Source organism: Methylocystis sp. sgz306128, from assembly GCF_056032725.1.
In genome coordinates this window covers 62,194-85,667 of the sequence record NZ_JBVYWO010000002.1, presented here as the reverse complement: position 1 = coordinate 85,667, position 23,474 = coordinate 62,194, and the positions used below count along the sequence as shown (strand labels likewise).

At 62.0% G+C, this 23,474-nt stretch carries 22 protein-coding genes; 12 read left to right on the top strand and 10 right to left on the bottom strand.

Annotated features, from left to right (window positions below):
- The first annotated feature begins 47 nt into the window (after positions 1-47).
- From AC0N03_RS04245 to AC0N03_RS04235, 3 genes are read left to right on the top strand one after another with little or no spacing between them, the layout of a single operon-like run.
- Positions 48-848 carry a ComF family protein gene (locus tag AC0N03_RS04245; protein WP_474287304.1) on the top strand — a complete coding sequence of 267 codons (801 nt, stop codon included), beginning with the start codon at positions 48-50 and terminating at the stop codon, positions 846-848.
- A 31-nt stretch (positions 849-879) separates the two neighbouring features.
- On the top strand, positions 880-1,140 hold the full coding sequence (grxC, locus tag AC0N03_RS04240) for a glutaredoxin 3 (protein WP_474287303.1): 261 nt from the start codon (positions 880-882) through the stop codon (positions 1,138-1,140).
- On the top strand, positions 1,137-1,583 hold the full coding sequence (locus AC0N03_RS04235) for a DUF1178 family protein (protein WP_474287302.1): 447 nt from the start codon (positions 1,137-1,139) through the stop codon (positions 1,581-1,583). The genes grxC and AC0N03_RS04235 overlap by 4 nt, the downstream gene beginning before the upstream one ends.
- Here the strand turns inward: AC0N03_RS04235 and ubiG are convergent.
- Positions 1,580-2,350, bottom strand: coding sequence for a bifunctional 2-polyprenyl-6-hydroxyphenol methylase/3-demethylubiquinol 3-O-methyltransferase UbiG (gene ubiG, locus AC0N03_RS04230; RefSeq protein WP_474287301.1), 771 nt, complete (start codon positions 2,348-2,350; stop codon positions 1,580-1,582). The genes AC0N03_RS04235 and ubiG overlap by 4 nt on opposite strands.
- Before the next feature lie 130 nt (positions 2,351-2,480).
- Here ubiG and AC0N03_RS04225 point away from each other — a divergent pair, with 130 nt between their 5' ends.
- Positions 2,481-3,719, top strand: a complete 1,239-nt coding sequence (locus AC0N03_RS04225) for an aspartate kinase (RefSeq protein WP_474287300.1) — start codon at positions 2,481-2,483, stop codon at positions 3,717-3,719.
- 63 nt (positions 3,720-3,782) lie between these two features.
- Here the strand turns inward: AC0N03_RS04225 and AC0N03_RS04220 are convergent, their stop codons facing one another.
- The 4 genes from AC0N03_RS04220 to AC0N03_RS04205 all read right to left on the bottom strand — a co-directional run bounded on the left by AC0N03_RS04220 (position 3,783) and on the right by AC0N03_RS04205 (position 6,738).
- Positions 3,783-4,610: a metal ABC transporter permease gene (locus tag AC0N03_RS04220; protein ID WP_474287298.1), complete on the bottom strand. Its 828-nt coding sequence runs from the start codon at positions 4,608-4,610 to the stop codon at positions 3,783-3,785.
- A complete protein-coding gene (locus tag AC0N03_RS04215; RefSeq protein ID WP_474287297.1) occupies positions 4,555-5,379 on the bottom strand; it encodes a metal ABC transporter ATP-binding protein in 825 nt (274 codons plus the stop codon). Before AC0N03_RS04215 ends, AC0N03_RS04220 begins: the two co-directional genes overlap by 56 nt.
- The gene (locus AC0N03_RS04210) at positions 5,372-6,241 is read right to left on the bottom strand and encodes a metal ABC transporter solute-binding protein, Zn/Mn family (RefSeq protein ID WP_474287296.1); all 870 of its coding nucleotides are present in this window, start codon (positions 6,239-6,241) and stop codon (positions 5,372-5,374) included. Before AC0N03_RS04210 ends, AC0N03_RS04215 begins: the two co-directional genes overlap by 8 nt.
- Positions 6,242-6,324: 83 nt before the next feature.
- Entirely contained in the window at positions 6,325-6,738 is a 414-nt protein-coding gene (locus AC0N03_RS04205; RefSeq protein WP_474287295.1) for a Fur family transcriptional regulator, read from the bottom strand.
- 269 nt (positions 6,739-7,007) lie between these two features.
- On the opposite strand from AC0N03_RS04205, the gene ptsP reads away from it, so the two are divergent.
- The 4 genes from ptsP to AC0N03_RS04185 all read left to right on the top strand — a co-directional run bounded on the left by ptsP (position 7,008) and on the right by AC0N03_RS04185 (position 12,663).
- On the top strand, positions 7,008-9,275 hold the full coding sequence (gene ptsP, locus AC0N03_RS04200) for a phosphoenolpyruvate--protein phosphotransferase (RefSeq protein WP_474287294.1): 2,268 nt from the start codon (positions 7,008-7,010) through the stop codon (positions 9,273-9,275).
- Positions 9,276-9,295: 20 nt separating this feature from the next.
- Complete coding sequence (prfA, locus tag AC0N03_RS04195) at positions 9,296-10,369, top strand: peptide chain release factor 1 (protein ID WP_474287293.1); 1,074 nt, start codon at positions 9,296-9,298, stop codon at positions 10,367-10,369.
- On the top strand, positions 10,366-11,235 hold the full coding sequence (gene prmC, locus AC0N03_RS04190; RefSeq protein WP_474287292.1) for a peptide chain release factor N(5)-glutamine methyltransferase: 870 nt from the start codon (positions 10,366-10,368) through the stop codon (positions 11,233-11,235). The genes prfA and prmC overlap by 4 nt, the downstream gene beginning before the upstream one ends.
- 414 nt (positions 11,236-11,649) lie before the next feature.
- Positions 11,650-12,663, top strand: a complete 1,014-nt coding sequence (locus AC0N03_RS04185) for a DUF4167 domain-containing protein (protein WP_474287291.1) — start codon at positions 11,650-11,652, stop codon at positions 12,661-12,663.
- A gap of 57 nt (positions 12,664-12,720) precedes the next feature.
- On the opposite strand, the gene chrA is transcribed toward AC0N03_RS04185, so the two are convergent.
- Complete coding sequence (chrA, locus tag AC0N03_RS04180) at positions 12,721-14,064, bottom strand: chromate efflux transporter (protein WP_474287290.1); 1,344 nt, start codon at positions 14,062-14,064, stop codon at positions 12,721-12,723.
- Between the two features lie 67 nt (positions 14,065-14,131).
- Complete coding sequence (locus AC0N03_RS04175; protein WP_474287289.1) at positions 14,132-14,896, bottom strand: MOSC domain-containing protein; 765 nt, start codon at positions 14,894-14,896, stop codon at positions 14,132-14,134.
- A gap of 193 nt (positions 14,897-15,089) precedes the next feature.
- Between AC0N03_RS04175 and clpB the strand changes: the two genes are divergently transcribed.
- The gene (gene clpB, locus AC0N03_RS04170; RefSeq protein ID WP_474287287.1) at positions 15,090-17,744 is read left to right on the top strand and encodes an ATP-dependent chaperone ClpB; all 2,655 of its coding nucleotides are present in this window, start codon (positions 15,090-15,092) and stop codon (positions 17,742-17,744) included.
- Between the two features lie 168 nt (positions 17,745-17,912).
- Here clpB and AC0N03_RS04165 read toward each other — a convergent pair whose 3' ends face one another.
- Positions 17,913-18,170: a BolA family protein gene (locus AC0N03_RS04165; RefSeq protein WP_474287286.1), complete on the bottom strand. Its 258-nt coding sequence runs from the start codon at positions 18,168-18,170 to the stop codon at positions 17,913-17,915.
- A 116-nt stretch (positions 18,171-18,286) separates the two neighbouring features.
- Here AC0N03_RS04165 and AC0N03_RS04160 point away from each other — a divergent pair, with 116 nt between their 5' ends.
- From AC0N03_RS04160 to cobT, 3 genes are read left to right on the top strand one after another with little or no spacing between them, the layout of a single operon-like run.
- A complete protein-coding gene (locus AC0N03_RS04160; protein ID WP_474287285.1) occupies positions 18,287-18,880 on the top strand; it encodes a J domain-containing protein in 594 nt (197 codons plus the stop codon).
- A gap of 56 nt (positions 18,881-18,936) precedes the next feature.
- A complete protein-coding gene (cobS, locus tag AC0N03_RS04155) occupies positions 18,937-19,938 on the top strand; it encodes a cobaltochelatase subunit CobS (protein WP_474287284.1) in 1,002 nt (333 codons plus the stop codon).
- A gap of 4 nt (positions 19,939-19,942) precedes the next feature.
- Positions 19,943-21,877: a cobaltochelatase subunit CobT gene (gene cobT, locus AC0N03_RS04150; RefSeq protein WP_474287283.1), complete on the top strand. Its 1,935-nt coding sequence runs from the start codon at positions 19,943-19,945 to the stop codon at positions 21,875-21,877.
- 467 nt (positions 21,878-22,344) lie between these two features.
- Here cobT and AC0N03_RS04145 read toward each other — a convergent pair whose 3' ends face one another.
- Together AC0N03_RS04145 and rpmB are read right to left on the bottom strand one after the other, a co-directional pair.
- Positions 22,345-22,971 carry a queuosine precursor transporter gene (locus tag AC0N03_RS04145; RefSeq protein ID WP_474287282.1) on the bottom strand — a complete coding sequence of 209 codons (627 nt, stop codon included), beginning with the start codon at positions 22,969-22,971 and terminating at the stop codon, positions 22,345-22,347.
- A 118-nt stretch (positions 22,972-23,089) separates the two neighbouring features.
- On the bottom strand, positions 23,090-23,392 hold the full coding sequence (gene rpmB / locus AC0N03_RS04140) for a 50S ribosomal protein L28 (protein ID WP_474287281.1): 303 nt from the start codon (positions 23,390-23,392) through the stop codon (positions 23,090-23,092).
- Between the last annotated feature and the right edge of the window lie 82 nt (positions 23,393-23,474).

The window sequence follows — 23,474 nt, the reverse complement described above, 5'->3', positions numbered from 1 at the left end:
TAAGGTCAAAGGCCTTTTGGCCGCAGGGGCACGACACGGGCGTTCACATGGTCGAACAGGCGGGGTTATTCCGGTCAGGAGCGCCATTGGGCGCGCTGCTTGCAGCGGCCGGGCGCGGGCTGCGTCATGCCGGCGCGATGATGCTCGATTTCATCTATCCGCCGGGCTGCATGGTCTGCCGCGCGGCGACTGCCGAGGCCGGGCATTTATGTGCCGCCTGCTGGAGCCGGATACGCTTTATCGAGCGGCCCTATTGCGAGCGGCTTGGCCTGCCTTTCGCGCAGGATTTCGGCCAATCCATCCTGTCGCCGCTGGCCATGGCCGATCCGCCCGTTTTCGGGCGGGCGCGGGCTGTGGCCTGTTTCGACGATGGTCCGGCGCGCGACCTTGTCCATCGTCTCAAATATGGCGACAGGATGGAGCTTGCCCGGCCGATGGGGCGCTGGATGGCGCGTGCCGGCGGCGAACTGCTGGCGGGGGCCGATGTTCTCGTTCCGGTGCCGCTGCACCGGAGCAAGCTGGTCGCGCGCCGCTTCAATCAGGCGATGGAACTGGCCCGCGAGATCGGCGCCGCCGCGCAAAAGCCAGTGGCGGCGCAGGCCCTGCGCCGCGTGAAGGCGACACAGCCGCAGGTGGGCCTGAGCAAGGTTCAGCGCGCTGCAAACGTGCAAGGCGCGTTCCGGGTCGATGAGTGCGAAGCGCATCTGGTTCACAACCGCGCAGTCGTGCTTGTCGATGACGTGCTCACCTCGGGCGCCACGCTCAATGCCGCCTCGCGCGCCCTGCTGCGCGCCGGCGCCCGGCAAGTCGACGTTTTGGTGTTTGCGAGGGTTGTGACAGGGCCATGACAGCCATATATTATGGGCAAAGGAGAGTTTTATGCCCGAAGTCATTATTTATACCAAAGGCTCCTGCCCCTATTGCCATGCCGCCAAGGATCTTCTCAACCAGAAGCGCGTGCCGTTCACCGAAATAGCGGTCGACGGCAAACGCGAGCTTCAGGCCGCAATGGCGGTCAAGGCGCATGGCCGGTCCACCGTGCCGCAGATATTCATCGGCGGCCAGCATGTCGGCGGCTGCGATGATCTTTATGCGCTTGACGCTGAGGGCAAGCTGGACCCGCTTCTGGAAATGGCATGATCAAATTCGCTCTGGTCTGCGACCAGTCCCATGAATTCGAGAGCTGGTTTCAGGATAACGAATCTTTCGAGCGGCTGAACGCTCAGGGGCTCGTGGCCTGTCCGCAATGCGCCTCCGTCAGGGTGAGCAAGGCCGTTATGGCGCCCTTTGTCGCGGTGCGCACACGCATTGACAAGAGCCACGGGGAGGGCGCGAGCCAGCAGCTTGCGCTCATGGAGGAGCAGCAGCAGGTGCGGCAGAAATTGCGCGCCCTGCGCGAGCATGTGCTGCAGAATGCCACCAATGTCGGCGAGAATTTCCCCGAGGAAGCCCGCAAGCAGCATTTCGGCGAGGCCGAAGAAAAGCCGATTTACGGCAAGGCCAGCGCGCAGGATGTTACAGAGCTGCTTGAAGAGGGCATTCCCGTCCTGCCGCTGCCGGATGTGCCGGACGAGATGAATTAGGCCTGCTGAAACGTGGCGGTGCCGGCCGCCACCATATAGTTCACGCTCAGGTCGCGGCTTGCGGCCCATTCGTCCTTCAGCGGATTGTAGCTCACCCCGCGTTTGTCGAAGACATTGAGGCCGCTGGCGGCGATAAAGCCGGATAATTCCTCCGGGGCGATGAATTTTTCCCATTGATGCGTGCCTTTCGGCACCCAGCCCAGCACATATTCGGCGCCGACAATGGCAAGGGCGAAGCTCTTGAACGTGCGGTTGAGTGTCGCGGCGAAGAACAGGCCGTCTTCCCGGACGAGATTGCAGGCGGTGCGGATAAAGTCCTGCGGGCGGCGCACGTGCTCCACGACTTCCATCGCCAGCACGACATCGAATTTCGCGCCGGAAGCGCTCAGTTCCTCGGCGGTGATGGCCTTGTAGCTGACCGGCAGGGCGCTTTTGGCGGCGTGGCGGGTTGCGATCTCGATATTGCCCGGCGCGGGGTCGATGCCGGTCACTTCCGCGCCAAGGCGCGCCAACGGCTCGGAGAGAATGCCGCCGCCGCAGCCGATATCGAGCAGGCGCAGCCCTGCCAGCGGCAGAGCGGCGCGCGGATCGCGGGCAAAATGGGCGCAGGCCAGATCGCGGATATAGGCGATGCGCACCGGATTGAACTTGTGCAGCGCTTTCATCGAACCGGATGTGTTCCACCAATCCTCGCCCAGCCGGTCGAATTTGGCGACATCCGCCGCGTCGATCGAGGGGCCCCGGGGGATGGACTGATCAGATGTCATGCTCGGACTTTCAATGGATTCGCGTTGAAGATGCGTTGACAGCCGCGCTGCGTCCCGCCATGTATAGCGCCGTTTTTTGGTTTCCGCGCGTGGCGCTTCGTCGCGTGCGGAGGTTAAGGTTTGTTGCGCAATGGCCCGTTTGGTGATGAAGTTTGGCGGAACATCCGTCGCGAATATAGAGCGCATCCGCAATGTCGCGCGTCATGTCAAGCGCGAAATCGATGCGGGTTACGATGCTGCCGTGGTTGTTTCCGCCATGTCCGGCGAGACCAACAAGCTGGTCGCCTTGTGCAAGGATGCCGCCGCCATTCACGATCCGCGCGAATATGACGCCATTGTCGCCAGCGGCGAACTGGTGACGGCGGGCCTGCTGGCAATCGTGCTGCAGGATATGGGCATCGCCGCGCGCTCCTGGCAGGGCTGGCAGATTCCGATCACGACCTCGGACGCGCACGGTTCGGCCCGTATCGAGGATATTGACGGCTCGGCCCTGATCGAGGGTTTCGAGGCACGCCGGGAAGTGGCGGTCATTGCCGGGTTTCAGGGCGTGCACAAGACCACCGGTCGTGTCACCACCCTGGGCCGCGGCGGCTCGGACACCAGCGCCGTGGCTGTCGCGGCGGCCATCCACGCCGAACGTTGCGACATCTATACCGATGTCGATGGTGTTTACACCACCGATCCGCGCGTGGTGCCGAAGGCGCGGCGTCTTGATAAGGTCGCGTTCGAGGAAATGCTGGAAATGGCCTCGCTCGGGGCCAAGGTTCTGCAGGTGCGCTCGGTGGAAGTGGCCATGGTGCACAGAGTGCCGACTTATGTGCGCTCTTCGTTTGACGATCCCGCCAGCCCCGGCACGGGCACTTTGATTTGTGATGAGGAGGACATTGTGGAAAACCAGATCATTACCGGCATTGCCTTCTCGCGGGATGAAGCGCAGATCACCCTGCGCAAGGTGGCGGACAAGCCGGGCGTTGCGGCAGCCATTTTCGTGCCGCTGGCCGAGGCCAATATCAACGTGGACATGATCATCCAGGTGGTTTCGGACGATACCACCACCACCGACATCACCTTTACCGTGCCTGCCGCCGATTATGTCAAGGCGCGCGCGCTGCTTGAGGCTGCCAAGGACAAGATCCAGTATGCAAGCCTGCAGGGCGCGACCGACGTGGTCAAGGTTTCGGCCATCGGCGTCGGTATGCGCTCGCATGCGGGCGTTGCCGCCAAGGCCTTCCGGGCGCTTGCGGAAAAGGGCATCAACATCCGCGCGATCACCACTTCGGAAATCAAATTTTCCGTCCTGATCGACGAGGCTTATACGGAACTGGCCGTGCGCACGCTGCACTCGCTTTACGGCCTCGACAAGGCGTAATGGCAATACCCGGCCCCTCTGCCTTCTTGCGGGCAGAGGGTGACGCAGGCCAACTGCGATTTTTTATTTCTTCAGCAGGCTCAGGCCGTAGGCGAGGCCACTCAGTGCCGTAATGCAGAAGGATGTCGGCCAGTCGGTGAGAATGGCAAGGCCGATGCCGCCCCAGGCAATGGCGAGCGACAGGACGAGCGAGAGCGCCAGTCCTGAGCGGATATGGCGGGTGAGGCGCTGGGCCGCGGCCGCAGGCGCGATCAGCAGGGTAAACACCAGCAGCATTCCGACAATCTGCGCGCAAAGGGCGATGGCCAGCCCCGCCAGTCCAAGAAACAGCATGGACACAAGGCGCATGGGCACGCCACGCGCCTCGGCAAGTTCCGGCTGGAGCGAGGCGAAGGTCAGAGGCCGGGCTATGGCGACGAGCATGGCCAGCACCAGGGCGGCGACAAGCGCCAGCGGCCGGAGCATCGCCGGATCGATGCCAAGCACATTGCCGAACAGCAATGCCGAGATCTGCGAGGCGAAGGCTGTGTAATAATGCAGGAACAGCAGGCCGAGGCCGAGCGCCAGCGCCAGAATCATACCGATGGCTATATCGCGCCCGGCAATTTTCTCGCCCAGAGCGCCCATGGCGAGGCCCGCCAGCGTGGCAAAGGCCAGCAGCCCCCAGAAGGGAGAAATGCCGATCAGCGCTGCACCGGTTGCGCCGGCAAAGCCCACATGCGAGAGCGCATGTCCGGCAAAGCTCTGGCCGCGCAGCACGAGGAAATAACCGATGAAGGCCGCCACCGCAGCCACAAGCCCCGCACCGGTGAGGGCCGTGAGGAGAAAATCATAATCACCCATGGGCGTGTCCCTGATGGTCATGTGCATGATCATGCTGGGCAAGGTCATGCGAGCCCGCCATGACGAAAATGCGGCCGTGCACGTGCAGCACCTCGATTGGCGCGCCGTAAAGCCGCGAGAGGACCGGGCCGGTCACCGTATCTTCCACCGAACCGAGCACCGCGCCGCCCTGACCGAGATAGAGCACCTTGTCGAGCGCGCCCAAAAGCGGATTAAGCTCATGCGCGCTGAACAGCACCGTGATGTGCAACTCGCTCTGCAGGTTTTTGACGAGCTGGATCACATCGTTCTGGCGGGCCGGATCGAGGCTGATCAGGGGTTCGTCGAGAATGAGCAGGTCCGGATCGCCCATCAGGCTCTGTGCGATGAGAATACGCTGGCGCTCGCCGCCCGAAAGCTCGTTGATGGCGCGATGGGCCAGATCGCGCGCGCCGGTGAGCGAGAGCACCCGGTCTATCGCGCGGTTGCGCTCTGCGCCATTGATCGTCAGGCCCCATTTCTGGCCGTTCCAGCCCGAAGCCAGATAGTCCCGGCAGGAAAGCCGGATATGCGGCACCAGATTGCGCGCCTGCGGCAGGTAGCCCACGCGAGTCTGCCCGCATTGCGCGGGCGTGCCGAAAACGCGGATCTCGCCGCTCACCGGCCTGATCAGGCCCAGAATGGCGCGGAACAGGGTGGTTTTTCCGGCGCCGTTGGTGCCCAGCACACCTATGAAGGCGCCCGGTTCAATATCGAGGGAAATGTTGCGCAGCACCATATGCCCCGCGACGGCGATGGTGGCGTTCTGAATGGATATGGCGGGCGCGCTGTCATTCATGAGCGGCAGCGTCCTGTCTGAGCGCCGCATCCAGCGCCCCGATCTCGCGCGTCATCCATGTCTGATAGTCCATGCCGGGCGGCGCGGTTTCGGTCACCGCAACCAGCGGCACCTGCGCCGCTTTAGCGCGCGCTTTGAGGCGCTCGGCGGCGGGTGAGGCCGCCTGCGCGTTGAACACCAGAGCCCTGACCTCGTGCCGGGACAGGCTGCGCTCGAAGGCGGCCACGTCCGAGACCGAAGGCTCGGCATTGTTCATCACCGCAAGCTGAAAGCTCTCGTTGCGCATGACAAGGTGTAAAGCCTGCGCCATATAGCCGAAGACCGGTTCGGTGGCGGTGATAACGGCGCCGTCATGCGCTTTTGCGAAAGCGGCAATCTGACCGCGCAAACCATCGAGCGCGGCTTCGAACCGGCCGAGATTGGCGGCATATTCAGCTGCGTTTTCCGGATCAATTGCCGACAGATCGGCGGCAATTTCGCGGCTGACCATGCTGATTTTGCCGATATCGTACCACAGATGCGGGTTTTCGCCCGCCTTCACGCCGGCGATATCCGCCGCGACGATCTGCCTGCGGCGCTCGGCGGGCGCGCTTCTGAGCAGCCGGTTCATCCATTCGTCATAGCCCGCGCCGTTGAGAATGACGAGATCGGCCTGCTGCACCTGCCGCGCAACGGAGGGGCTTGCCTCAAACAGATGCGGGTCCTGATCGGGATTGTTGAGAATGGCCGTTGCCTCGACATGCGCCGCGCCGATCTGGCGGGCAATTCCGGCATAAAAATTTTCCGCGGCCAGAATTTTGACGGAATTGGCCCACACTGGTGGGGAGATCAGCATCAGGCCGATCAATATCGGAAAACGCATATGTCTGTCTCTTGCTCCGGCGACGCGTCGCCAGCTTTAGCAAGATCGCCAAAGTGATACAATATATTATTTGATACTTTATATCACTTTTTTGCGCAGGCGGCGCAAAGGCCGGCAATCTCGATATTGCTGTGGCTGACATCAAAACCGCGCTTGTGCGCCAGATCCCGCACCGCTGCAACCAAGGCCTGATCCTCGGCCTCGATGGCGAGGCCGCATGAACGGCACACCAGAAACTGGCTGGTATGGCCGTGGTGGGGCAGCGCGCAGGCAATGAACGCCTTGGTCGTTTCCAGCCGGTGGGCCATGCCGTGGCGGGTCAGGAAATCGAGGCTGCGATAGACGCCCGCGGCGGTGGCGGATTCGTCTGCCGGGCGCAGCCTGTCGAGAATTTCATAGGCCGTCACCGGATGATCTGCGGCGCTGACAATATCCAGCACCCTGCGGCGCAGGGCTGTCAGGCGGGGCGGCGTTTCGGTATGCGGGTCATGCGGCATGGAGATTTGCTCCGTATTCACAGGCCGATACCTGATAGCTTTCGCGACAATCCGCAAGATATTATTGATATTTTGTCTACGAGACATCGGCAATTTCTGACACTTTTTACGATTTTTATCCTCATGGGCACGGTTTGGGGTGAATAAATGTTGCGGCCCGGACTTTGCATTGGCTATAGGGCAAACATAAACTAAGAACACGGCTGTTTTGGCATTGACTTGCGCGGGCGCATGGCCAAGAGCTTGAGCGGTGCTGGAGGAACGATTTGATGCGACCGGCTTTGGGAGGCCCCCGTCTGCTGTTGCGTCGGCTGCGCGAGATCATGGCGGAGCCGATCAATGCACAGGCGCGCCTTGACAAGATCGTCATCAATATCGCGTCCAACATGGTTGCCGAAGTGTGCTCGGTCTACGTGCAGCGCGCCGACGGGCGGCTCGAACTTTATGCCACCGAAGGTCTGAAGCGCGAAGCCGTGCATCTGACCACGATGCGGGCGGGCGAAGGTCTTGTGGGTCTGATCGCGGCCACCGCCGAGCCTCTGGCCCTGTCCGATGCGCAATCCAATCCGGCCTTCTCCTTCAAGCCGGAAACGGGCGAAGAAATCTATCAGTCGTTCCTTGGCGTGCCGATCCTGCGCGGCGGCAACACTCTGGGCGTGCTTGTCGTGCAGAACCGTGCGCGGCGCGCCTATTCCGAGGAAGAGATCGAGGTTCTGCAAACCACTGCCATGCTGCTGGCCGAGATGATCGCATCGGGCGAGCTGCAGGCTCTTGCCCAGCCCGGCGCGGACATTGCCTTGTCGGGTTCGGTCAGCCTGAAGGGGATCGGCATCGTCGATGGCGTGGGTCTCGGCTATGTCGTGCTGCATCAGCCGCGCGTCATTGTCACGCAGCTCGTGGCCGAGGATGTGACGCGCGAGACCCAGCGCCTTGAGGCCGCTATCGAGGAAATGCGCGCCTCGATCGATGTGCTGATCGAGCGGGGCAATCAGAGCGGACCCGGCGAGCACCGCGAGGTGCTGGAGACATTCCGCATGTTCGCGCATGACCGGGGCTGGATCCGGCGGCTGCAGGAAGCCGTCATGACCGGCCTCACCGCCGAAGCCGCTGTCGAGCGCGTGCAGAACGACGCCCGCGCGCGGATGCAGCGCCAGACCGACCCCTATCTGCGCGAGCGGCTGCACGATCTTGACGATCTTGCCGAGCGCCTGCTGCATCAGCTTACGGGCCAGAGCCTCGTCGTCGACCGTTCCGCCATTTCGGAAAACACCATTCTTGTGGCCCGCAGCATGGGCCCTGCGGCCCTGCTCGATTATGACCGCAGCATGTTGCGCGGGCTGGTGCTGGAAGATGGCGGCGCTTCGTCGCATGTCGCCATTGTGGCGCGCTCGCTGGGCATACCCATGGTGGGCGAGGTCGCCAATATCACGACAATGGTCGATACGGGCGACGCCATCATCATCGACGGCAGCTCCGGCGATGTGCAGGTGCGGCCTCAGGCCGACGTCGAGGCGGCCTATGCCGAAAAAGCGCGCCTGCGGGCGCGGCGGCAGGAGCAGTACCGCGGCCTGCGCGATGTGCCGCCGGTCACAAAAGACGGTGTCGCCGTTGGTCTGCATATGAATGCCGGCCTGCTGGTCGATGCGCAGCATGTCTGCGAATCAGGCGCGGCGTCCATCGGGCTGTTCCGCACCGAACTGCAGTTCATGGTCGCGGCGCAGTTTCCGCGCCCGGCGCAGCAATTCAGCCTTTACAAGAATATCATGGATGCCGTGCCGGACCGGCCGGTGACCTTCCGCACGCTGGATATCGGCGGGGACAAGATCCTGCCTTACATGACCCGCGTCGAAGAGGAAAATCCCGCGCTGGGATGGCGCGCCCTGCGCATCGGCCTCGACAGGCCCGCCCTGCTGCGCACGCAGATACGGGCGCTGCTGCGCGCCGGGGCCGGGCGCGAATTGCGCATTATGTTTCCGATGGTGACCATGGCTGCCGAATTCGATGCCGCCAAGGTTCTTGTCGAGCGGGAGATCGCGCATTTGCGGCGGCATGATCACGCCCTGCCTTCGGTGCTCAAGCTTGGCGTCATGCTGGAAGTGCCGTCGCTGCTCTGGCAGATGGACGAGCTTTTGCCGCGCGTCGATTTTGTTTCCGTCGGTTCGAACGATCTTTTTCAATATGTCATGGCGGTCGATCGCGATAACAAGCGCGTGGCCACAAGGTTCGATCCGCTTTCGCCCGCATTTTTGCGCGTTCTCCGGCACATTGCCGATTCGGCCGCCCGGCACAGAACGCCCCTGACATTATGCGGGGAAATGGGCGGCAAGTCGCTGGAGGCCATGGCTCTCATCGGTCTCGGCTTCCGTTCGCTGTCCATGAGCGCTTCATCGATAGGGCCGGTCAAGGCGCTGATTCTGGCGCTCGATTGCGCCAGCCTTACGGCAAACCTGCAGGGCTGGCTCGCCGCCCATGATGGGGAAACCTCGCTGCGCGAGAAATTACGGGCCTATGCCGAGGCCGAGCGACTGCCGATTTGAATGTGAGTTTTGGGTTTTAAATGCTTCCAAACGAAAAACTGGACCTTATCCTGCGCCGTCACGACGAAATTTCGGCGCGGCTCACGCAGCAGCCGGATGCCGCAACCTATGTGGCTCTTTCGCGCGAGCTGGCGGATATTGACGAACTGGCCGGCCTTATCCGCCAGTACAGGGCCCTGCAGCAGCAGGCCCGGGATGCCGGGCAGCTTTCGGCGGACCTCTCGCTCGATGCCGAGATGCGCGCCATGGCCGAAGAGGAGCTTGCCAGCCTGTCGCCGTCTCTGGCCGAACTGGAGCACAAGATCCGCATGGCCTTGCTGCCCAAGGATGCGGCGGATGAAAAAAGCGCCATTCTCGAAGTGCGCGCCGGAACGGGCGGGGATGAAGCCGCAATTTTTGCCGGCGATCTATTCCGCATGTATCAGCGCTATGCCGAACTGCATGGCTGGCGCGTCGAAGTGCTGTCAATGAGCGAGGGCACGGCTGGCGGCTACAAGGAAATCATTGCCGAGATCAACGGAAAAGGTGTGTTCGCGCGGCTCAAATTCGAGAGTGGCGTGCACAGGGTGCAGCGCGTGCCGGATACGGAGACGCAGGGCCGCGTGCATACATCGGCGGCGACGGTCGCCGTGCTGCCGCAGGCCGAGGAAGTGGATGTCGATATCCGGGATTCCGACCTGAAAATAGATACGATGCGGGCGCAGGGCGCGGGCGGCCAGCATGTCAACAAGACCGAATCGGCGATCCGCATCACGCATATCCCCACCGGGATCGTCATTTTCGTGCAGGAGGAGCGCTCCCAGCACAAGAACCGCGCCCGGGCGCTGGCCCTGCTGCGCGCGCGCATCTACGACGAGCAACGCAGCAGGCTCGACGCCGAGCGCGCCGCCGACCGGCGCGGGCAGGTTGGCTCGGGGGATCGCTCGGAGCGTATCCGCACCTATAATTTCCCGCAGGGGCGGCTCACCGACCACCGGATCAACCTGACGCTCTACAAGCTGGACAAGGTCATGACCGGGGAGGCGCTGGACGAGGTGATCGATCCGCTGATCACCGAGCATCAGGCGGCACAGCTGGCGGCAAGCGAAGCATGAACCGCGCGCAGGCCTATGACAGGGCCGAGCAGAGCCTGCGTGCCTTCGGCGTCGGCATGAGCGGGCTTGAGGCGCGCTATATCGTGGCCGAAGCCGCGGAAATTCTGCCCGCCTCGGTTCTGCTCAGCGGCGACGAACCGTTGTCCGCTGCAGCGCTGGCGCGTTTCGAGGCCATGCTGGCGCGCCGGCTCCGGCATGAGCCGCTGGCCCGCGTGCTGGGCCATGCCGAATTCTGGGGGCTGAACCTCAGGGTCAATCCGCATGTGCTTGATCCGCGCGGCGACAGCGAGACGCTGATTCGCGCCGCGCTCGAACTGCTGTCCGCCCGCCGGCAGGAGGCCCTGCGCATTCTTGATCTGGGTACGGGTTCGGGCGCGCTGCTGTGTGCCCTGCTCATGGAATTTGCCCAGGCAACCGGCGTCGGTGTCGATCTTTCGGAAAATGCGGCCCGGACGGCCCGGATCAACAGCCACCTGACCGGCGTGGCCGCGCGCGCCATGTTTGTTGTCGGGCAATGGGCGGCGGCTCTGCGCGGCCCGTTTGACCTGATTGTGTCCAACCCGCCCTATATCAAAAGCGGCGATATTGGCGGGCTTGATCCGTCCGTACGTGATTATGACCCCCTTCTGGCGCTGGATGGCGGTCCGGACGGGCTCGATGCCTATCGCATTCTGACGCGCGACATGGCTCGGCTGCTTGCACCCGGCGGATGGGCAATCTTCGAGGTTGGCGCGACACAGGCCGGCGAGGTCGCGGATTTATTCCGGCGCGCCGGCTTTTCCGCACCCCGCACGTTCGCGGATTACGGCGGTCACTTGCGCGCGGTCGCCGCTCAGAAAACAGAAATGGGAGCAACAGACCAATAGGCTCTTGGCGTTTGTGAAAAAAGCAGTTATGAAGGAGCAATATCGAGTTTTGAATCGGTTTTGGCGGTATCGGCCACGTTCAAGATCCGACTGATATATTTCCCTCATCAGAACAACAGACCAAATTCTGTAAAAGAGCGGGAACTGTATCGCAACGAATCCCGCTTTTGCGAATTGATTGGTTGGGGCATTGCAAGGATCGAAGGCAAACCGGCTGGCAGGCGGCGCAGCACTTCTTCGAAAGTGCGCGGGGATTGTTATTTTTCATGAGGCTTTTGAAATGGCCCGGCATTGAGCCTGCGCTGAACGGTTCGATACAGGCTGAATTTCAGGCAGGCGGAGCATATTCATGCAGCGGCAGCGTTGCAGTTCATCCCGGTCGGATCATCGGGATTTTGTGTTGAAGGATTGTCAATGAGACCAGGTCAGAACAAGCAGCGGATGCGCGGACGCGGCAATAACGGACGCAAGGGGCCAAATCCCCTGACGCGGTCATTCGAATCGAACGGGCCGGATGTGAAGATCCGCGGAACCGCCCAGCACATTGCCGAGAAATATCTGCAGCTGGCGCGCGACGCGCAGACCTCCGGCGATCCGGTCGCCGCGGAAAATTACCTTCAGCACGCCGAGCATTATTTCCGCCTGATTGCGGCAGCGCAGCTGGCGCAGCAGCAGGCCGTGCAGGGCTATGTGCGCAGCGAGAGCGAACAGGAAGAGCTGGACGAGGATGACGACATGGGCGGCCTGCCCGATCGGTTTGCCTCGCCGTTTGAACGTCAGGTTCAGCCGGTCCTGCCCGTGCAGCAGCCCCAGCAGCAGCCGCAGCCCGGCTCTGCCCAGCCCTACCTGCCCGATGCGCCGCGGTACGACCAGCCACGGGCGGATATGCCGCGCGAGGAGCAGCCCCGCAGCGAGCATTACCGCGCCGAGGGCCGGCCGGATTACCGTGGCCAGAACCGCGGGCAGGATGGCCGGGTTCAGGATCGCGCAGAGCGTCCCTATCAGGGCGAACGCGGTTTCAACCCGCAACAGCAGGGCGGCGAGCGTCAGGAGAGGCAGGAGCGGCCCGGCCAGCGCGACAACCGCTGGCAGCGCGACAATCGCCCGCAACGCCATGACCGGGACAACCGCCCTCAGCGTGAACCCTATGCGCCGCGCGAGCCCTATGCTCCGCGTGAGGCCGCCGAACAACGCATTGCGCCTGAGGCTGCCGCCGAGGCGCCCGTGGGTTTGCCGGCCTTCATCACCGCGCCTGTGCGCGCGCCTGTTGCTGTCGAGGCCGAGCCTGTGATGGCTGCGCCTGTGCCGGCCAGCATCGCTCCGGAACAACCGGCTGCGACGGAGGAAGCGCCCAAGGCGCGCCGCGCGCCGCGCCGCAAGCGTGTGAGCGCCGAAGCTTCCGGCGAGACGCCTGCTTCCGAGGAATAGCCCGGAGCGAGCCGCTGCATTGCAAGGTATGAACAGGGAGGCGAACAGCCTCCCTTTTTATATAAGGCTGACGGCCAGACTGGTGGCAGAACACATGGCCAGAACCGTGATCATCGACCATTTGAACCGGAATGTCGCGAGCGCGGCCACAAGCGAAAGTGCGAGCGCGAAAAGATTGACGCTTGTCCAGACCGGCAGATCAAAATCCAGTCCGAACTGATGGATGGGGCGCGTCTGGGCGAACAGCGTATGGATCGCCAGCCAGAGGCCGAGGTTGAGCACCACGCCGACGATGGCTGCTGTGATCGCCGCCAATGCACCGTTCAGCAGGCGGTTTTCCCGCAGCGATTCGACGAATGGTCCGCCGGTGAAAATCCAGAGAAAACAGGGCATGAATGTTACCCAAGTCGCCAGCAATCCGCCGATCACGCCATTCCATAGTGGCGGGAGGGCGGTTTCACCGCGATAGGCGGCGATGAAGCCGACGAATTGCAGGACCATGATCAGCGGGCCGGGTGTTGTCTCGGCCATGCCAAGACCATCGAGCATTTCATGCGCGCTGAGCCAATGAAAGGATTCGACGGCCTGCTGCGCCACATAGGCCAGCACGGCATAGGCGCCGCCAAAGGTCACGACCGCCATCTTGCTGAAGAAAATCGCGATCTGGCTGAAAATATGATCCGGGCCGAGCATGACGGCCAGCAGCACGGTGGGCATCAGCCAGAGCGTACCCCAGAACAGGGCCGTGGCGATGACCGTGCTCCAGCGCGGCACAGCGTGATCGGGCGTGAAATCGCCGAGGAGACTGTCGTCGGCGGCGGCTTCTCCTGCATCATGGCCCTGTTTTTCCAGAAATATCGACCAGCCATGCCGCACGCCGAAGAAGCCGAGCAGCGCCGAGGTCAGAATGATCAGCGGAAACGGCACCCGGAAAAAGAAAATGGCGATGAAGGCCAGCGCGGCAATGGCGAGCTTGGCGCGGGATTTAAGCGCTTTGCGCCCCAGCCGGATCACCGCGCCGGTGACAATGACAAGCACGGCGGATTTCAGGCCGAAAAACAATGCGGTAACGGCTGCCACCGTGCCGAACAAGGCATAGATGATGCTGAGCGTCATGATGGCGACGATGCCCGGCACGATGAAAAGCCCGCCCGCCACCAGCCCGCCGCGCGTGCGATGCATCAGCCAGCCGATGAACGTTGCAAGCTGCTGTGCTTCCGGCCCCGGCAGCAGCATGCAGTAATTGAGGGCGTGAAGGAATCTTTCGTCCGATATCCAGCGCTTTTCCTCGACGAGGATGCGATGCATGACGGCAATCTGCCCGGCCGGCCCGCCAAAACTCAGCAGTGCGATACGTATCCACACCGGGAGGGCAGCGCGAAGGGTGGGCAGGTTCTTCATGGCTTACAGCAACCCAGTCATGATTTCGGCGTTCTGTCGCCGCTGCCCGGCCAGGCGGATGCATAGCTCATAATGGCACGACGTCCATGCCTGTCCGGAGCAGGCCGCCGGAGATGACGCGGCCATACAGGCCGCAGTCGGTATGGCCGAAAGCGTGCATCAGCAGGTTGGGTATATTGACATCGCGCGTGGCGCTGGCCGGATTGACGTTGGTCGCGGCGCAGCGCTCGATGCGTTTGGTCAGTTCCATCTCAATTTCGCCGATCCGGACACGCCGTCCGAGCAGGGCGAATTCGCTCCACGGTTCCATGCCGTCGATGTACAGATTGCCGCGAAAGCGTACGGGATCGAGTTCCATGCCCGCGATGCGGCTAAGATCGCGCACGGAGGCCAGATTGATCAGCGAGACGAAACCCTTGCTCGAATCGGTGAAGCGGAAGCCGTCGGGCGCGGCGAGCATTCTGGGCGCGCCCCGCAGTTCGTCCCGCATGAAGGCGGAAAAAAATTGCTCGATGATGCTGCGGCCGAGCGGCGTGGAAATATCGCCATGCGTCACTGGCCGCCCGTCCCGGCTGATGGTGAGAACATGGCTGGCCGGGTCGAAGCTGGTCTCCAGCCGGGCGAGGCGTTCATTGCGCATCAGCATCAGGAATTTGATCTTGGGCTGATGTTCGGGCGCATCTTCGTCAAAGCCGGAAGGGCCGTTTTCGATGGCAAAAAGCCGGTCGCCGGGGAAATAGGCATCGGCGAGCACCTCGGCCTCGTCCAGCCTCTCGCCGGAGAGGCCTTTGACGGGATAGCGGCGCAGAGCGGCAAGATGAGGCTGGGTCATGCCGCAATTTAGCCTGCCCCGGCGGGAAGAGCCATAGAGTTCCTTTGACCTTGCTCAATATTTCCGCTTCGCCCCCTTCTCAAGGCGTTGGGCCGTTCTTACATCTGGGATGGCCGCCAAACGGGGCCGAATTTAAGAGATTTGTCGTAAAAATCGTGGCTTGAAGCACGGATTTTGCGGACTGGAGGCAGACATGAATCTGGAAAAATATACCGAACGCGCGAGAGGTTTTGTTCAGGCCGCGCAGAATCTGGCCCTGCGCGAGGGGCATCAGCAATTCACGCCCGAGCATGTGCTGAAGGTGCTGCTCGATGACGAGGAAGGCCTTTGTGCCGGCCTCATCGACAAGGCGGGCGGCAATGCGCGCGAAGCGCTGAAGCTGACCGAACTTGCGCTGGGAAAATTGCCGAAAGTGCAGGGTTCCGGCGCCGGACAGCTTTACCTTGCCCCGACCACGGCGCGTATTTTTGATCAGGCAGAGAAAATCGCGCAGAAATCCGGCGATTCATTCGTCACGGTCGAGCGGTTGCTGCTGGCGCTCGCCATGGAGAAAAGTTCCGATTCAGCCAGAATTCTGACCCAGAGCGGCGTTAGCCCGCAAACTCTGAATGCCGCCATTGCCGATCTGCGCAAGGGCCGTACGGCAGATTCCGCCAGCGCTGAAAATGCCTATGACGCCCTGAAAAAATATGCGCGCGACCTGACCGAAGCTGCCCGCGACGGCAAGCTCGATCCGGTTATCGGCCGCGACGAGGAAATCCGCCGCGCCATGCAGGTTCTGGCCCGCCGCACCAAGAACAATCCGGTGCTGATCGGCGAGCCGGGTGTCGGCAAGACGGCCATTGTCGAAGGACTTGCGTTGCGCATCGTCAATGGCGACGTGCCGGAATCCCTGCGCGACAAGAAGCTGCTCTCGCTCGACATGGGCGCCCTGATCGCAGGCGCCAAATATCGCGGCGAATTCGAGGAACGTCTCAAGGCCGTGCTGAACGAGGTGACGGCGGCTGAAGGCGGCGTGGTTCTTTTCATCGACGAGATGCACACGCTGGTGGGCGCGGGCAAGGGCGATGGCGCCATGGACGCCTCAAACCTGCTCAAGCCTGCTCTGGCGCGCGGCGACCTGCATTGCATCGGCGCGACCACGCTTGACGAATATCGCAAGCATGTTGAGAAGGACCCGGCTCTGGCCCGGCGTTTCCAGCCTGTTTTCGTTTCCGAACCGAGTGTCGAGGACACGGTATCGATCCTGCGCGGGCTGAAGGAAAAATATGAGATGCACCATGGCGTGCGTATCAACGACAGTGCCATCGTGGCTGCCGCGACACTCTCCAACCGTTATATCACCGACCGCTTCCTGCCGGATAAAGCCATCGACCTTGTCGACGAGGCGTCCAGCCGCCTGCGCATGCAGGTGGATTCGAAGCCCGAGGAGCTCGATGAGTATGACCGGCGCATCATCCAGCTCAAGATCGAGCAGGAGGCCCTGCGCAAGGAGACCGACAAGGCCTCGAAGGATCGCCTCGTCAAGCTGGAGGCCGAACTCGCCGATCTTCAGGAGAAATCCGACTCACTCACCGCCCGCTGGCGCGCGGAAAAGGACAAGCTGGGCACGGCGCAAAAGCTCAAGACCCAGCTGGAACAGGCGCGCGCCGATCTCGTCAACGCCCAGCGCCGCGGTGATTACGCCGAGGCCGGGCGTCTGACCTATGGCCTCATTCCCGACCTTGAGAAGCAACTCGCGGCTTCCGAGGCGAAGGGCGGCGACGTGCTGGTGGACGAGGCTGTCACGGCGGATCACATCGCGCAGGTTGTCTCGCGCTGGACGGGCGTGCCTGTCGACAGGATGCTGCAGGGCGAGAAGGAAAAACTGCTCAGAATGGAGGACGAGCTTGCCAAGCGCGTTGTCGGCCAGCGCGAGGCTGTTGCCGCTGTTTCGACGGCGGTGCGCCGTGCCCGTGCCGGATTGCAGGATCCGAACCGGCCGATCGGCTCGTTCATGTTCCTCGGGCCAACCGGTGTCGGCAAGACCGAACTGACCAAGGCGCTGGCGCAATATCTGTTCGACGATGAGACCGCCATGGTGCGCCTCGATATGTCCGAATATATGGAAAAGCATTCGGTCTCGCGGCTTATCGGCGCGCCTCCCGGCTATGTCGGCTACGAGGAAGGCGGTGCGCTGACCGAAGCCGTGCGGCGCCGGCCCTATCAGGTCGTGCTGTTCGACGAGATCGAAAAGGCGCATCCCGATGTCTTCAACGTGCTTCTCCAGGTGCTGGACGATGGCCGGCTCACGGACGGGCAGGGCCGCACGGTCGATTTCCGCAACGTGCTGATCATCATGACCTCGAATCTTGGTTCGGAATATCTGGTCAACCAGCGCGAGGGCGAGGATTCGGATCTGGTGCGGGTGCAGGTGATGAAAGACGTGCGCGCGCATTTCCGCCCCGAGTTCCTCAACCGTGTCGACGAGATCATCCTGTTCCATCGCCTCCGGCGCGAGAACATGGCCGCGATTGTCGATATCCAGATGAAGCGGCTTGCCGCCCTGCTGGAAGATCGCAAGATCGTGCTGGATCTGAGCGAATCCGCGCGCGAATGGCTGGCTGAGGCTGGTTATGACCCGGCTTATGGCGCCCGGCCCCTGAAGCGTGTGATCCAGAAGAACCTGCAGGACATGCTGGCCGAAAAGATCCTCTCTGGCGAGATCGCGGATGGCGCGCGCGTGCCGATCGGCGTCAGGGATGACGCTCTCTTCATTGGCGAAGACTCCGGCGTGCCGGAGGAAGGTAATGCCAGCCGGAAGCGCAAGCCAGTCGTTGTCACCTTTCCCAAGGGCTCGGTGAATTAAACAAGCCTTGTCAGAGGGGACCGGTCCGAGCGGTTCCCCTCTTGTGTTGCCAAACCTCATCCCGAGCTTGTCGAACCTCATCCTGAGCTTGTCGAAGGATGATCGCCCTCTCTCTCGCCCTTTGGAATGCTAAGGGCGAGGGGGCGAAATAGTGACAGGCGGGCCCGTTCAGACGGCCTTTGCCTCAATGGCGAGGGCGTGAATGCCGCTGCCGAGTTCTTCGGCAAGCACGTCGTTGATTGCCCGGTGCATCTGCACGCGGCTCATATTTCTGAATGCAGCCGCAGCAATGCGGACGCGATAATGGGTCTCCCCGCCCTCGCGCCAGCCGGCATGGCCGAAATGCTGCTGCGATTCATCGATGACCTCCAGCAGGGCGGGCGAGAAGGCGGCGGTCAGTTTGGCTTTCATGATATCGGCGCGCATGGGTTTTCCTTCAAAATCTTGATGATGCTGGCAATTACGCGGCATGTTGCCGCAAAATTTGTGCTATGCTTATGGCCCTATTGCCGAAAGGCCCCTAAAGGACATATCTAGGTCGCATGAATATCAATTCCCGTCTTTTTGATCGCATCCGGGTCAAGCCGCAGATCGATGAACCTGTAGCCGAGGCCGGCCCGCCATGCGCCCATGCCGGCTGTCAGGCGCGGGGAGATTACCGCGCGCCCATGGGCCGCAATCATGAGGGCTTGTTCTTCTGTTTCTGTATTGATCATGTGCGCGAATATAATGCCAGTTACAATTACTTTGATGGCATGAGCGACGAGGATGTCGCCAAATATCAGAAGGAGGCGATTGTCGGCCACCGGCCCACCTGGACGATGGGCGTTAACCGCGCCGCCCGGGGCCGTATGGATGATACGGGCGCCAGTGGCTATAACGAGTCTTTCGGCATGTTCGGTGCCCGCGCAGCGCCGCGTGCGCCGGAAAAGCCTCGCCGTTCGCTTGCTGCCATGCGTGCCTTGCAGACCTTGGGTCTGGACGAAACGGCAGATAAGGCTACGATACGCGTAAGGTACAAGGAACTGGTGAAGCGCATGCATCCTGATGCCAATGGCGGCGACCGGTCGACCGAGGACAGATTGCGCGAGATCATCCGCGCCTATAAGGAATTAAAAACAGCCGGCCTGGCCTGAGCTAACCGGCATGAACGAGGAGAGCCCGCGCCGTTGGCGCGGGAATCGGAGGTAGAATGCAAAGCGCAATTCATCAGCGGCAGGCTTCGACGATCGCAAATCTGCCGGATGCGACATTTTCTGTTCGGGATCTGTTTGGATTTGATACGGACATGACGGTGGCTGGCTATTCCGTGGCGGACGAGCATGTGCCCGATCTTGATCCGGATTATCTGTTCGACCGCGACACCACCATGGCCATTCTGGCGGGCTTTGCCTATAACCGCCGCGTTATGGTGACGGGCTATCACGGCACCGGCAAATCCACGCATATCGAACAAGTTGCCGCCCGCCTGAACTGGCCTTGCGTGCGCATCAACCTCGACAGCCATATTTCCCGTGTCGATCTCGTCGGCAAGGATGCCATTGTCCTCAAGGATGGCAAGCAGGTCACCGAATTCCGCGATGGCATTCTGCCCTGGGCGCTGCAGAATAATGTGGCGCTCGTCTTCGACGAATATGATGCCGGCCGCCCCGATGTGATGTTTGTCATTCAGCGCGTGCTTGAAGTCTCCGGCCGCCTGACACTGCTCGATCAGAACCGCGTCATCCGGCCTCACCCGGCCTTCCGTCTGTTCGCAACCACAAATACGGTGGGCCTCGGCGATACGTCCGGGCTTTACCATGGCACGCAGCAGATCAATCAGGGCCAGATGGACCGCTGGTCCATCGTCACCACGCTCAATTATCTCCCGCATGACAATGAAGTGAACATCGTTCTGGCCAAGGCCAAGCATTACCAGAACAAGGAAGGCCGCGACATTGTCAGCAAGATGGTGCGCGTGGCGGATCTGACGCGCAATGCCTTCATGGCGGGGGATCTCTCCACGGTCATGAGCCCGCGCACCGTGATCACATGGGCTGAGAATTCCCATATTTTCAACGATATCGGCTTTGCCTTCCGCCTGACCTTCCTCAACAAATGCGATGAACTGGAGCGTCCGCTGGTGGCGGAATTCTATCAGCGCTGCTTTGGCGTGGAACTGCCCGAAAGCGCCCTGAATGTGGCGCTGAGCTGAAACCATGTCGTCAAACCGCAAGCCCGGCGCCAAGGCTGACAGCCCGCAGGAACCTTTCCGGCGGGCCGTGGCCTCGTGCATGCGGGCCATTTCCCGTCACCCGGAACTTGAGGTGGGATACGGCTCAGAAAAACCGTCGCTGATCGCGGGGGAAGTGCCGAAAGCCCGCCTGCCGGAGCCGCCGCGCAAGCTCAGCGCGCGGGACGCTGCCATCGTGCGCGGCCATGCCGACGCTATGGCGCTGCGCCTGGCCTGCCATAATGACGCCGTCCATCGCAAGCTGGCGCCGCAGGGGCAGGCCGCACGCGCCGTTTTCGATGCGGTGGAACAGGCGCGCGTTGAATCGATCGGTGCGCGGCGCATGGCCGGAGTGGCGCAGAACATTTCCACCATGCTGGATGATCGCCTGACGCGCAGCAATCTTGCCGAAGTCACCCAGCAGGCCGATGCCCCGCTTGACGAGGCCGTGGCGCTGATGGTGCGCCAGCGGCTCACTGGCGAAGTGCTGCCCGCCGCCGGGCAGAACATTGTCAATCTCTGGCGCGAATGGGTTGAGAGCAAGGCCGGCGCCGATCTCGACCAGCTTGCCGGGCGGATCGAAGACCAGAAGGCCTTCGCGCGGCTGGTGCATAAGGTGCTGACCGATCTCGAAATGGGCGAGGAAAGTCCGCTTGAGCGCGAGGACTCGGAGGAGGAATCCGAATCCGAGCAATCTCAGGACGGCGAAGCCGATTCCGAGGGCCAGTCCGAGGATGAGCAGACGGGCGAATCGAAGCAGCTGCAGGATTCGGACGACTCCGCCGACGAAATGGAAGACGGCACGATGGAGGCCGATGACGCGCCTTCCGGCGAATTTCCCGAAGAGGCCGATGCGGGCGAGGCTGACGAGGCCGCGGAAAACTGGAAGCCGCCGGGCATGGACAGCGCCCATCACCGGCACAGCGATTACAAGGCCTTCACAACCCGCAACGACGAGGTCATCGCGGCGCAGGATCTGTGCGATCCTGAAGAACTTGACCGGCTGCGCGCCTTTCTCGACAAGCAATTGTCCAATCTTTCCGCCGTGGTGGCGCGGCTGGCCAACCGCCTGCAGCGCCGCCTGATGGCGCAGCAGAACCGCTCCTGGGAATTCGATCTCGAAGAGGGCATTCTTGACCCCGCGCGCCTCTCGCGCGTGATTGTCGATGCGCAGCAGCCCTTGTCGTTCAAGCGCGAGAAGGACATGGATTTCCGCGACACGGTGGTGACGCTGCTGCTTGATAATTCCGGCTCCATGCGCGGGCGGCCCATTACGGTTGCTGCCACCTGCGCCGATATTCTGGCGCGCACATTGGAGCGTTGCGGCGTCAAGGTCGAGATTCTGGGCTTCACCACCAAGGCGTGGAAGGGCGGCCAGTCGCGCGAGCAATGGCTGCAGGCCGGCAAGCCGGCCAATCCCGGACGCCTCAACGACCTGCGGCATATCATTTACAAGTCGGCGGATGCGCCATGGCGGCGCGCGCGCAAGAATCTTGGCCTGATGATGCGCGAAGGCCTGCTCAAGGAAAATATCGACGGCGAGGCGCTGGACTGGGCGCATAAGCGCCTGCTCGCGCGGCCCGAGCAACGCAAAATTCTGATGATGATCTCGGATGGCGCGCCGGTCGACGATTCAACCTTGTCGGTCAATGCCGGCAATTATCTGGAAAAGCACCTGCGCCATATCATCGAAGAGATCGAGACCCGTTCGCCGGTGGAACTCATCGCGATCGGCATCGGCCATGACGTGACACGGTATTACCGCCGCGCCGTGACGATTGTCGATGCCGAGGAGCTTGGCGGCGCCATGACGGAAAAACTGGCCGAGCTTTTTGTCGAGAGCAGCGGGCCGCCGCCGCGCGCGCCGCAGCAGCCTCAACGCCCGCGCGTCGAAGCCGCGAAAGTGGCCGGGGCGCGCTAGCGCGCCCTTGGTTTGCGTGTTTTTCCCTATTGACGCGGCGGGGCTCTGGCCGCTGCCCGAATTGATCCGTTCATAATTGGATCATGACGGGAACGCAACGTGTCCGAATCAGGCTTTCACGCGTTGTCCGGTTTTGTTCTGCATTGATATCATTGTATGATTTCCAGAAACTCGCAACGGCATCGCGGGTGTTCCGGGCCGGACGGCATTTCGGTTATTAAGAGTTCTGTGTATTTTCGGCACAGAATTGCCCGGCCGGATTCTTATGCTTTTCCGGCCTTTTGTTAAAATTTAAATCAAAACAGAAACAAAAGTGGCCCGAATCAGATTTTCGCCGCAGTTCCTGTTCTGTCTGGACAAGATATTGCGGCTTACCGCACTCAGCAGACCAGATATGGACGTGAAAAAGAAAAAGCCCGCCGGAAATGTCCAGCGGGCCTTAACTATTCTGTTCAGCTTTGGCACAATCAGGGCTGCGCGGTCCGGGGCCGGAGCGCCTCCACCGGCAGGACGGCCTTGAGCAGCGCGCCGTAGGGGATAAGCGAGACCAGAGCGAAGCCAGCCTTCACGATGAAGTCCCAGCTGGCAATGTTCTGCCAGACCGGCACCATCACGCCCGGCATGAACGAATAGGGCACCGGCACCGAGAGCGGCGCAAAGCCGGCAAAGGCAATGGTGAAGAACAGCCCGGTGTCGAGCGCCGAACCTATGAGGCTCGCGGCCAGCGGCGCATGCCACCAGCTTTGGCGGCGCAGACGGTTGAAGACGCTGATGTCGAGCAACTGGCCGACCAGATAGGCCGTGCCGGAAGCAAGGGCAATGCGCGGCGCCGCCAGATAAATGGACAGGATCACGGCCAGCACAAAGCCGATGGCGACGAGCCTGCGCGCCGGACCAACGCCGAAGCGGCGGTTGGTGAGGTCGGTGATGAAGAAGGAGAAGGGGTAGGTGAATGTCCCCCAGGTGAGATTATGCTCCAGCCCGAAATAGGGGAATGGATGCTGCACGAGGATATTGGAGGCGACGACCACGATGGTCATGGCCAGAATGGGCAGGAGGAGTGGCTTCAGGTTTGACATGGGAAGTCCTAGCATGGAGAGGGAGAAACGCCCGTGGGCGGTTCGGGTGTCTGGCCGGTCTGACGAGAAAATTCAAAACGGCATAAAAAAACGCGGCGCCGGGCGCCGCGTCCAATCCGCTGATGCAGCGGAATTATTCGGCGGCAGCAGCAGTGGCGGCCTGCTTCTTGAGGATATCGCGCTTGAGGGCCAGCGCACCGGCCGGAAGCTCAACATCGCGGGCCTTGAGCAGGAACGCGTCCAGGCCGCCGCGATGCTCGACCGAGCGCAGGGCTGCGGCTGTCACACGCAGGCGCACCGAGCGGCCGAGCGTGTCGGAAATCAGCGTGACATTGCACAGGTTCGGCAGGAAGCGGTGCTTGGTCTTGATATTGGAATGGCTGACGCGATGGCCAACCTGAACGCCGACACCGGTCAGTTCACAACGACGGGACATGAGTTTTATCCTTTTCTGCAGCCCCGGCGATGATGCCGGACGCCAAATTTTATCGGTTTAAGTTCTTTGCGAAAAAAGCACA